Below are 3,762 nucleotides of genomic sequence, written 5' to 3' on the forward strand. Positions count from 1 at the left end.
CAGTATGCTCGGCGCCAGTGCGTTATTGCCGTTCCTGCCAATGCTGCCCATACAGCTTTTGGTTCAGAACCTGTTATATGATATTTCGCAGATCTCTATTCCCTGGGACAGCATGGATAATGAGTTTATAGAGCAGCCGCAAAAATGGGATGCCCGGAGTATCAGCAAATTTATGCTCTATATCGGCCCAATCAGCTCCATTTTTGACTATGCTACATTTGCGGTGATGTTTTTTCTGTTCAAAGCCAATTCACTGGCGCATCAGGGGCTATTTCAAAGTGGTTGGTTTATTGAAGGGCTGTTATCACAAACGCTAATTGTTCACATGATCCGCACGCGAAAGGTGCCCTTCATCCAGAGCTGGGCTGCGGCCCCGGTAGTTGCACTTACTTCGTTAATTATGCTGATCGGTATTGCGCTACCATTTTCTCCGCTTGCACCTGCGCTGAAGCTGGAATCGCTGCCATTGAGCTATTTCCCATGGCTGATAGGCATCCTGACAGCGTACTGCGTGCTGACTCAGCTGATCAAGAACTGGTTTATTAAACGTTTCGATCAATGGCTATAAAAAGAAAACAAAAAGTTAACAAACTGCTATGGTGGTTTATAGCAGTATTGATTTTGATAATCATTAACGTATTGGTTGCCAAACTGATCGTTAAACACTAAAAAGTTGCCTGTCATACGCAGGTGCTCCTGAGCACCTGTTTTAAAAAATTACGACTATGAAAAGAATATTTACTCTTGCTGCATTTTTATTGCTGCTGACTCCGGCTGTAATAGCCCAAACAACAGATACCACAACTACAAAACGCTTCAGCCTGCACTTCCAGCAAACGGTGATCACTCAATACAAACCATCCTTCAATGCACTGTATAGCGGTCAAAATAGTCTTTCACCCATTAGCGAGACACAAAGTTCCATCACTTCAACGCTGTATGGTGCCGCACGTTTATGGCCGGGCGCTACAGCGGTATTCAACCCGGAGTTATCCGGTGGTTCGGGGCTGAGCAAAACAGAAGGCATAGCCGGATTTCCTAACGGTGAAACTTTCAGGGTAAATAGCGTAGCACCTGCCATTTATATTGCCCGTCTGTATCTGAATCAGACGTTTCAATGGGGAAAGGAAAAAGATACCCTAGCCGATGATGTGAATCAAATTGCCGGCCTGCGCAGTAAGCGTTATTTATCTTTAACTGTGGGTAAGTTTGGAATGGCCGATTTTTTTGATGACAACAGCTTCAGTCACGATCCGCGCAGTCAGTTCATGAACTGGTCGCTGATGGATAACGGGGCCTGGGACTACCCCGCTAATACCCGTGGTTATGTAATGGGGTTGGTTTCCGAATTGGGCCAACCCACCTGGACCTTGCGTTTTGCTTTTACCATGAGTGTGACGCAGGCAAATTCTTCAACCTGGGATGCCAGGATAGGTAAAGCCAACACGCAGACGCTGGAATTTGAAAAGCGTTATGTGCTGTCAGGGCAGCCGGGTACGGTTCGCCTTATGACGTTTCTGAATAACGGAAAAATGGGCAGATATCGCGAAGCCCTGCAATTGGATCCGGCTGCACCGGTGGTTGATACAACCCAGCGCTACGGGCGGCATAAATATGGGTTTGGTATTAATGCCGAGCAATACCTGACCAAAGATCTCGGCATTTTTGCCAAGTTAAGCTGGAATGATGGCCATACGCAAACATGGTATTTTACGGAAATTGACCGCTCTGTCAGTTTGGGCGGCGAGCTGAAGGGCACTTCCTGGGGACGAAAAGATGATGTACTTGCTTTAGCCTTTGTAGGCAACGGCCTTTCGCACGATCATCGCGATTATCTGGCGGCTGGAGGCTACGGCTTTATCATCGGCGATGGCCGGCTTAATTATTCGCCCGAAATGATTGCTGAGCTTTATTACAAGATCAATGCTTATCAAAAAAAACTCTGGCTCTCGCCTGATTACCAGTTCATACTACACCCCGCTTATAACACAGATCGGGGGCCGGTGCATGTTTTGGGCATCAGGGCGCATGTTGAATTTTAAAACATGATAAATCGGATTTATAAAATCGTTGTGCTCTACTGCTTTAGATGTTAGTCAGACAGATAGTATTGGGTCTAAAAGATCTTACCATTTATCTTGTTCTCGCCTATTGCCTTGTCTGCTTTTGAATAAAACTTGGCCGGATCCATAATCAGTTTATGTAAAGACTACCGTATTTTTACATTTGATCGCGAATCGAAATGTTTACATCAATGCTCCCAATATTAACTGATCTTATTGCCCAAAATCTCACTGTTATTTTTTGTGGCATCAATCCAGGTTTAAAATCTGCCTGGGACGGGCATCACTTTTCGGGGCGAAGCAATCGCTTTTGGAAGGTTTTGCACCAGGCAGGTTTTACACCTCACGAAATCGAGGCTGTAAATGACGCAACAATCCTTGATTTTGGTCATGGGCTAACCACTGCTGTAGAAAGGGCTACTGTGCGCGCTGACGAGCTTTCGAAAGATGAATTCAGCAATTCAATAGAAACCTTCAAAGCTAAAATGATTCATTTTCAGCCAAAATACATTGCGTTCCTGGGCAAACCTGCCTACGTGGCATTCTCCGGGAAAAAGCAGGTTTTATGGGGTTCCCAACCAGAAGATTTCTGCGGGGCAAAAGTTTGGGTACTACCTAATCCGAGTGGCTTAAACCGGGGATTTATGCTTAATGACCTCATTGCCCATTACAAGGAATTGTACATTGCTATTACAAAACCGGTAGGGTTATAACTGTTGCAGACTGATATCTATAATAAAAGCTCTGCCGAACGGGTTAAAAATGCCTCTAAATGAGCGTTCCCACGGGCATCAAATGCTCCGAAGGCCGCGTTTTAGTAACCTGGTAAAATGTGTTGCTAAAAGCCGATAAGCTCTGATACCCGCATAAAAAGGCTATATCAGCTAAGGAGTGTTCATTTCCAGCAATTAGCCGGAAGGCTTTCGCCATTCTTAATAGTTTCAGGTATTGCAGAAAAGAGACATTTAAGGTTGATTGAAAAAACCTCGACAAGGTTCTTTCGCTAACGCCAAACCGCGAACTGATGCTTTGCAAAGTATGGCTTTCAGGAAGGTTATCTTCCAGATAGGCCAGTATTTTCAGCATCCGTTCGTTTTCTGTAAATGGTAAAGCGGCCGAAAGCGTTTGGTTACTTACCTGGGGCAGTATGTTTTTAATACTTTGCAAAAACACAAAACGTTCATCGCCGGGTAAGGCGTGCGCGTTCCATTGCTCCGTAAACCTGATCATTTGAAAAAGCAGGTCGTTTATAGGGTAGAAGCCAACTTTGTTATAAAATTCATTTTGCGAATCGCCCTGGGTATGAAAAAACAATGTGCGGCATTTAGTTGCCGGATTGCCTATGGTGAAAGTATGCTCCACCCCTGCCGGAATCCAAAAATAATGCCTTGCAGGTATAACGTGAAGCTTTTCCCGAAACCTGATATATCCCAAACCTCCTTCAACATATGTTAACTGGCTTTTTGAATGTTTATGAAAAGGAATAAACTTTTCGCACTTTTCATGCATCACAAATATCGAATCTTCAAATAATTCGATTTCTTCAAGAGAAGCTATCAAACTCATTTTATTTATTTCATCTAATTTCTGAATCTCAAAAATCAATTCAGATGGTTATTTAGTCCCGGGCTTTCGATCAATAAAAAGAACGATCTACCCCATATAACAGGGTAGATACGTTCAAATCAAAACAACAATT

4 protein-coding genes are annotated in these 3,762 nt (G+C 43.9%); 3 read left to right on the top strand and 1 reads right to left on the bottom strand.

Features of this window, described 5'->3' with window-relative positions; genetic code table 11:
- The 3 genes from VF500_RS25220 to mug form a co-directional block, all read left to right on the top strand.
- Positions 1-568, top strand: a 568-nt coding sequence (locus VF500_RS25220; protein WP_330862322.1) for a cation transporting ATPase C-terminal domain-containing protein, incomplete at its 5' end; no start/stop codon positions are given.
- Positions 569-725: 157 nt separating this feature from the next.
- Entirely contained in the window at positions 726-2,042 is a 1,317-nt protein-coding gene (locus VF500_RS25225) for a carbohydrate porin (protein ID WP_330862323.1), read from the top strand.
- A gap of 212 nt (positions 2,043-2,254) precedes the next feature.
- Positions 2,255-2,776 (top strand): G/U mismatch-specific DNA glycosylase, encoded by a 522-nt coding sequence (gene mug, locus VF500_RS25230; RefSeq protein WP_330862324.1) that lies wholly within the window; start codon positions 2,255-2,257, stop codon positions 2,774-2,776.
- A gap of 55 nt (positions 2,777-2,831) precedes the next feature.
- Here mug and VF500_RS25235 read toward each other — a convergent pair whose 3' ends face one another.
- Positions 2,832-3,629 carry an AraC family transcriptional regulator gene (locus VF500_RS25235; RefSeq protein ID WP_330862325.1) on the bottom strand — a complete coding sequence of 266 codons (798 nt, stop codon included), beginning with the start codon at positions 3,627-3,629 and terminating at the stop codon, positions 2,832-2,834.
- Positions 3,630-3,762: the final 133 nt, after the last annotated feature.

The organism is Mucilaginibacter sp., assembly GCF_036383575.1.
Classification (GTDB): domain Bacteria; phylum Bacteroidota; class Bacteroidia; order Sphingobacteriales; family Sphingobacteriaceae; genus Mucilaginibacter.